At 67.1% G+C, this 7,591-nt stretch carries 3 protein-coding genes and 1 pseudogene; 3 read left to right on the forward strand and 1 reads right to left on the reverse strand.

Going from position 1 to position 7,591, the window contains the following annotated elements; genetic code table 11:
* Positions 1-68 precede the first annotated feature (68 nt).
* From ACGRHY_RS28665 to ACGRHY_RS28675, 3 genes are all read left to right on the forward strand, one after another.
* Entirely contained in the window at positions 69-698 is a 630-nt protein-coding gene (locus ACGRHY_RS28665) for a hypothetical protein (RefSeq protein ID WP_394638565.1), read from the forward strand.
* Entirely contained in the window at positions 695-2,632 is a 1,938-nt protein-coding gene (locus ACGRHY_RS28670) for an AAA family ATPase (RefSeq protein ID WP_394638566.1), read from the forward strand. Before ACGRHY_RS28665 ends, ACGRHY_RS28670 begins: the two co-directional genes overlap by 4 nt.
* 67 nt (positions 2,633-2,699) lie before the next feature.
* The gene (locus ACGRHY_RS28675) at positions 2,700-4,646 is read left to right on the forward strand and encodes a hypothetical protein (protein WP_394638567.1); all 1,947 of its coding nucleotides are present in this window, start codon (positions 2,700-2,702) and stop codon (positions 4,644-4,646) included.
* 87 nt (positions 4,647-4,733) lie between these two features.
* On the opposite strand, the pseudogene ACGRHY_RS28680 reads toward ACGRHY_RS28675, so the two are convergent.
* Positions 4,734-7,405: pseudogene (locus ACGRHY_RS28680) on the reverse strand (helicase associated domain-containing protein).
* Positions 7,406-7,591 lie beyond the last annotated feature (186 nt).

Below are 7,591 nucleotides of genomic sequence, written 5' to 3' on the forward strand. Positions count from 1 at the left end.
GGCGGGGGCGTATGACATCGGAGGCCGTGGGAGTACGGACACGGAGGGCGAGCCGCGTCCAGGACGCTGTGCGCATCCTCTTCCTGTTGGATCACTGTCCACACCCGGATAGCGAGTGCCCAGCCCATCCGGACGCAGTGGCGGTGCTACGCGGGCAGAAGAAGCTTCAGGCGCTCGACTTCTGGCTCCGCAACCCCGATTACCTTGCCGATGAACTGCTGAACGCCGCGGAGGCCGGCCGGAGCGTTCCGGGAGTCAGCCCGGTCGACCGGGCGGCTGCATTGCTGGAAGGCGATGAGCCGGATCTCGAGTCCTATCCCATGATCCGCTGGCGCTATGGCGCCTACGAGTCCCTGGATGACGCTCTGGCGTTGCTGGTTGCGCATGGGCTGATCGGTATCGATGCGATCGGGACAGCGCCTGACATCGCCCGCTGGGATTACTGCTTGCTGCCGGCGGGCCGACAGGACGCAGAGGAGATGCGCTCGCAGGAGCCGGATCTGTCTTGGTACGACGAACGCGCCGCACTGGTGCTGCTACTGGCCGGAGACCGCAGCGGCAGCGCCTTGAAGGAGCTCCAGTATGCGCAGGGTGAGTACGAACGAACCCACATGGGCGAGGACATCGCTGGCATTCTCCCGCGCGTTCGGGCCCGTTTGGCGGCGCTGCAGAGCAGGGTGAGCGAGGGGAGCGTATGAGTAACTTCACCGAGGCCGTTGCCCGCCGTGCTGGTGTGGACGTCGCGGAGGCCGCAGCAGTGCTCGAACATCACCGGGTACGGGAGAGCGGGGTGCTGCCGCGACCGCACCGCCTGGCACTGACCTCGATTGAGTTCTCAGGAACCAAGGCAGGCAAGTTCACCGACGACTTCCGCTTCAGTTGGCGGCTCAGCGACGGGTTGTGGTGCCTGGCCGGCGACAACCTCAAGGGCAAGAGCACTGTCCTGGAGGTGATCTGGTGGTGCCTGCGAGGCAAGAACAAACGGCTGCAAGACACCGCACGCAGATGGATCTCCCACGTTCGGCTCGAAGGCCACATCGACGGTGAGCCCTTCAGCGTGGAGTTCCAGCACAAGGACGGCGTACCGACCGGACGCCTGGAGACCGGAAAGACCATCCCCAAAATCGACTTCGCCGGCGAAGCCGAGTTCGCCTCCGTGATGAGCCAGTTCATGATGAACCGTCTCAACCTGGAGATCCTCCGAGGGTGGCACTCCGACGTCAAAGGCGAAGAAGACGGCAAGGCCACCGTCACCGACTGGGCGCTGTTCAGCCACGCACTGATCTGCCGCAACCGCAACGCTGAAGTCCTGCTCGGAGAGACCAGCGAGAACGGGTCCGTCGTCAGCCTGCTGCAGATGTTCATCGGCCTTCCCTGGACCAGCACACGCCGGGACGCCGAGACCGCCCTGAAGACTGTCCGGCAGCAGCAGCGGGGCGAGAAGCGTCGGGCCACCGAAGACACCCAGGCCCGTGCGAGCTCCCTGCAACAGCTCAAGGACGAGATCACTGCTGCCGAGGCGGCCCTCGCCAACACTGGTGCCGCCCCCGCCCTGGAAGACCAAGCCTTGGCCATCGAGCAAGCCGCGGCCCACGTTGCGTCCTGCGCGGGACGCCATGCCACTGCCGTACAGGTGCATCTAACCGTCCAGCAGAACTACACGGAGCTGCACCAGACACTCGTGGAAGACCGGAAGCGGCTACGTGACCTAAAGGAGAACACGGCAGCCAAGCGCTACTTCGGGGCTCTCGCCCCGACGTGTTGCCCGCGTTGCACCACCCCCGTCGCTGACCTCGCTCAGGCGCGCGGCGACCAGGCTGCGGACCACTGCTCCGTATGCGGCAGCGCACCTCCCGAGGATGCTCCGGAGGACACCACAGCTATCGACCAGCTGAGCGAGAACATCGCCTCTCTGGCCGCTGCGGACGACCAGACCCGCACAGCGCTGCGGCGTGCGGAGAAGGAACGGAAGGAGGCCGAAGCCCAGCTCGACGCGGCCCGCCGTGCGATGGCCGCCGCCCAAGCAGCACTACCGGATGCCTCTGTTCTACGACGCCAGCTTGACCTGGAACGTCTGCGCGGCGCCCTGAAAGAACGCGAGGCCACCCACGCTCGCGCGGGTGGAACAACGCCGCCAGCGCCAGAGGAGAAGATCCTGGAGGCTGCGTACAAAGAAGCCGACGTGCGCGCCGGAAAGGCGAGCAAGCCCATCATGGACCGGGTCAGCAGCGAAATCTTCGACCTTGCCGTCCGACTGGGGTACGACAACCTCCAGGGCGTAAAGCTGCAGGCAAACGGTCCCATGAAGCTCCAGTTGGACGATGGGCCGTCCTGGTTCCAGAAGGTGACCGAGGGCGAACAGCTGCGTCTGCGCATGGCCACGCTGCTGGCCCTCCTCCGCGTCGGGCAGCAGCACGGCGGCCGTCATCCCGGACTCTTCCTCATCGACTCCGCCGGCGCCCAGGAAATGATCCCGACCGACCTTGCCGAGACGCTGCAGCAACTTCGGGCGATCTGCGAAGAGACCGACGGGCTACAGATCATCGCCGCTACGGCCAACCGTGAACTCGCCCGTACGGTCATCCCTGACGACCGCGCGAAGATCGCTGAAGCAGGGGCCTTCATGTGGTGACCATCACTCCGTCGACGCGTTAACGCGTCATCCTTCGCAGGCCGCCGCACGATAAGGAGGGCTCACCGTGACGCCGCTCGAGACACTCCTAGCTCGCCGCGGAGACGCCCCCACACTCGAAGACTTCGGCGGCGAAGATCGATTCTTTGCCCAGGCGGATGAACTTGCCGCCTCTCGACTGTGGTTTCGCGCGGCTGAGACTCTCCTTGCTGCCTGGGACCGTCTCAACAGCCCAGACCGGGCCGCAGCCTTCATCGCCGAAGCACTCACGGCGGAGAACCGGCCGGGCGTCGTCGGAGACATCCTTGACCGACTGTGTGACCACCCTGGGTACCTGAGGGATCACTCCACCGCGCTGAATCGAATCGCCCTGCGTCGGACCGAGCCCCACGCCACGGCCCTCGAAGCCGAGACCGCAGGCCTCTTCCTTGAAGCAGCACTCCGCCTGGCACTCGCCGGAGGAGCCATCAAGCGCTACGGAGTCCTTGACGTCCTGACTGACCCACAAGCGCCCTCTGCGCCCATCGGGTACGCACGTCAAGTCGTACGGGCGCTCGGAGCTGGCTATGAACAATGGCGCGACGCAGACCTGACTAACGCACTCCATGTATTCCTTGACATACCGGCTCTACGGTCCGACGCTGCGTTCGAGCTGGCCATGTGCCACCTCTCCGACGCATTCAACGCCGCAGACCGCTCAAGCCTCCTCACCCAGCTCACCGCCAGCCGCACCCACTTCACCGAAGCCATCGACTCCGACGAGGATCGCCCGGACGCCACCGCATACCGGGCCGCAATCAACGCCGTCCTGGCGTTCGAAGCCAACGACAACGAAGCCCTCAGCACCGAGGCAGCGCAACTACGCCGCTCCACCTCTGAACACGCGCTCTGGCTCACCGGTCTACGAACAGGCTGGCGGGATGGCCGCTACGACACCGAAGCAGCGTGGTACACCCTCAGCGCCGATCTCGAGCACGCCGCCGCCCACCTCGATTCACCCCTCCCCACCTGGCCAAGCCAGACGATCCAGCACATCCTCGCTGCCTACACCGCTCACCGCTCCGTACGCCTCGCCCCAACCGGCGACGCCTCCGCGCTGCAGCTCCTCGTAGCTCCCCGCATCGAAAATGCCTTTGCCGCCCGCGAAGGACTCCTACTGCACGTGCACGCGCTGCTCGCCGACGCGCCACCCGACTGGGACAGGCAGGCTGCCGAGGAACTCCGGTCAGCAGTCGAGTCCCGGCTCGGGCTTCCGCCTGAAGAACCTGAGGGCGGCCCGGGAAAAGACGGGGCGGCCGACGACTTGGCCGCCAAACTTGGTAGGCAGGTTCTAGCGGTCCTGCCTCCCGACACGCTTAACGGCCTACGTGAGCAGCTCGCCGACACTTACAGCAGTCACATCAAGACACTGCCCAAAGCGGAGCAAGACCTCTTCAACGAGGTCATCAGAGGACTGCAACCTTGCCCGGATTTTCAGTCCTTCTCGGTACGGGAGCACTTCGTCCGCCTCGTCACCGCGACAATCCGATTCCTGGCGAACAGGACGAACCGTGGCCGTGACAAGCACACGAAGAAGACTGCCTACCTCTTCGCGCCCAAGCCTGGAGAGAAGCTCCCGCTGGAGATCGAACTGCAGGAAGATCTGCACGACTACCTCGACAGCGCCTGCTTCGAAGTACAGATGGAAACCATCGACCGCAGCGGAGGCCGCGCCGACATCCTGGTGATATTCCCAGGATTCAGCATCGTGATCGAGTGCAAGCGCGAACTCAGGAAGGCAGAACCTGAAGACCTCAAGCGCTATTTGGGGCAAACGGTGGCCTACCAAGCCGCAGGAGTCACGCTCGGCATGCTTGCCGTTCTGGACCTCACACCGAAGCCCCAGTGGCTTCCCAACCTGCGCGACAACATGTGGACCGAACACATCCCCGCCCCCGATTCCAGACAGCTGGATCGATGGGCGGTTGTCATGAGGGTCCCAGGAAACCGCACTACCCCCCACGACATGTCATGACGGACCCGAACGAAAACAGCACGGAGCCCCGGACGTTTCCCGCCCGGGGCCTCGCGCAGCCGGCTCAACGGCCGGACGGCAGCGGCGTCACGCCCACTGCACGCCCAGCTCGCGTAGTGCGTTGCGCTGCTCGGCGGTGAGCTTGTCGCGCCTGGTTTTGGTGTTCGAGATCCATACGCCCAGCTTCACGGTCACCGGCTCGGTCTCGCCGTCGACCGCGATCTGTTCGCTGTGCCCCCTCGGCACGGGCCGGCCTGCGCCTTCCCGCTCCACCCACTGCGTGAGGGCTGCCAGGCCCCGCTGGAACGCCGCCTGCGCCTTGCTCGACCCCTTCGTCGCACGCTCTGTTGCCGGGGCGGGAGACGGAGCCTCAACGGGCTGCACGCCCAGCTTGGCCAGCCGTTCCTGCTGCTCGGTCGACAGCTGCGCCCAGGTGCCCGGGTTCTTCTGCCGCTGGAGCCACCGCCCGATGTCATCGCCCTCGAACAGCACCCCGGGTTCGATGGCCGGCAGGACGCCGTCGGCGTCGACCAAGTCCGCCAGGACGCGGTAGTGCCGCTGCCAGTCCAGCGGCCACGGGCAGTCCCAGTCCTCGTCGATCCCGGCGAGCTGTGCGGCCCGGGCGGCCGCGACGTCCTCGTCCTTCCCCAGCCCGTTCTTCGCGCCCTTGCGGCGGAGGTTGGCCATGTGCTGGCCGACCGGGATCATCGCCTCGCCTTCGCCCCACACCGCGTCCTGACGCGGAGCGAGGTGCCCCATGGCCCGCCGGTAGGACCGCAGCGCGGCGAGCTTGTTCTCCCACGCCTCCTCGCCCGGCTCCCACACCATCCCGGCCTCCGGGGCGTCCAGCAGCGTCTTGCGCCGCTCCTCCAGCTCCCCGGCCCGCAGCGCCTTCCGCTGTTGATGCACCCACCGGCCAAGCGGGAAGTCCTTGGTGGCGCCGACCTCGACCTCGGTGTCGTACGGGACGGCGTGCAGGCCGGTGATCTCGTTCTCCTTCCGCCAGCGGATGAGGGCCTGGTAGCCCTCCAGCCACACCAGCGACTCCGGCCGGTACACCCGGGTGCGCAGGAACGCGGCGATGGTGGCGGCGTCGCGCGGGCTGGAGAAGTGGAGCAGGGCGGCTTCGGCGGCGGCCTGCGTGTCGTCGTTCTCCTCCTGGTCCTCGCCCTCGCCGCCGGCGCCGACGATCTGCCCGTCCTCGTCGCGCCGGACGTGGACCTTGCGCTTGCCGCTCGTGAGGGCGCGGGAGGCGAGCTGTTCGACCAGGCGTTCGTCATGCGAGCGCAGGCCCTGGAGGACCGCTACGAGGGGGCGGAAGCTGGCGCTGGCGACCATGTCCTGCGGGTCCTCACCGGGCTCCAGGAACACCGGCACGATAATGCGGGCGACCTTGGTGCTGCCGTCCTTGTTGAGTCGGAGCGCGCGGCCGATGTTCTGGACGATCTCGACCTGGGAGCCGCGGGTGTCGGCGAAGCAGATCGAGTCGACTCCTCGTTCGCCGGTGATGTCCACGCCCTCGCCGAGAACGCGAACGCTGGCGAGGAAGGCGCGGTGGACCCGGCGGTTGTTGGCGTCGATGCCGCCTGCGAACTGGCGCAGGACCTCGCGCCGCTCGGAGACGAGGTGGTCGCCGCACAGCCACGCCGACCAGACGCGGTCCGGGGGGACGTGGCGGCCGGCCTCCAGCTCGTAGAACTCCGCGTCGATCGACGACGCGGGCAGCTTGTCGGCGGCGGCCAGGTCCTCGTCCGTGGCGTCGTTGACGTACAGCTCGGCGGCCGTCTCGGGCAGCTTCTCCGCGAACGCGGCGGCTTCCTCCACCTTCTGGTGGAACGTCATGACGGTGCGCAGGTTGTACGCGGCGGCGTGCTCCAGGAGCGCCGTCTGCAAGAGCGCCAGACGCCGGCCACGCCGGGCCTCCTCGGTCTCCCCGAGGACGGGGGAGGGGTCGCGGATCTCCAGCACGTCGATCTCAAATCCCGCAAGGATTTCGCGCTCGATCGCCTCGCTCAGACCGAGCTCTGCGATCCACGCGCCGTACGTCCCGTTCGGATCGTCGGCCATGGTCGCGAGCTCCACCTCCTGGCCGTCCCGCCCTTCTGCGACCGGGGAGCGGCGAGGATGCGCGGCGTGGCGGTGAGGTAGAGCCGGAAGTCGGCAGGGATACGCTGGTTGTCGTGGATCGCTGCCCATGGCCGACCAAGATCACCGGCGGTTCCGTGGGCCTCATCCACGATGGCGAGGTTGAAGCCGTCCATGCGCTGGCCGTAGAGCCGCTCCCCGCCCGCCAGAGCGGCCTCCAGCGGCCCGCGAACCTTCCGCTGGCCCTCGGGAGCGTCGACGTCCTCGCGGTCCACGAGAGAGGCGTACGTGGCGAACACGACGACCGGACCGTGCCCGGCCCACAGGGCGAGCTGAATCGGGTTGGTGGTGGTCCGCACTCCCAGCGAGTTGAGCACGGAGTCGTTCTCCAGCGAGCACACCGCGACCATCGGCGCCCGGTGGCCCACCGTCCGCCACGCCTGGGCAGTCTGGACGAGCAGGTCCAGGGTCGGCACGGTCACGAGGATCCGGCCGTCCGCGAACGATTCCAAGGCGCATGCGGCGGCCATGATCGTCTTGCCCGAGCCGGTCGCTGACACGATCGTGGCACGGGCACCCTGCGGGGGCACAGATGATCTTGCAGGGAATCCCACCCACCTGCGAAACGCGGCGCGCTGGTCTACCTGGTGTTCCTTGAGTGGAATCGCTGACATTTCCTTGCCTCCCCTGAGCCTGAATTCCTGTGGTCTTTCAGATGGCCGCGTGCGGAATGCAGGCCGCACCGAGGTCGTTCCAGATCGACGCGCCCGCCTTGTGCCAGCCGCCGGGCTCCCCGTCCTTGAAGGGCGGCTTGTCGTCCGGGTCGTAGTGCCCGGCCTCGCGTGGCAATCTTCTCTCCC

It is taken from the genome of Streptomyces shinuiensis (assembly GCF_043660855.1).
Classification (GTDB): domain Bacteria; phylum Actinomycetota; class Actinomycetes; order Streptomycetales; family Streptomycetaceae; genus Streptomyces.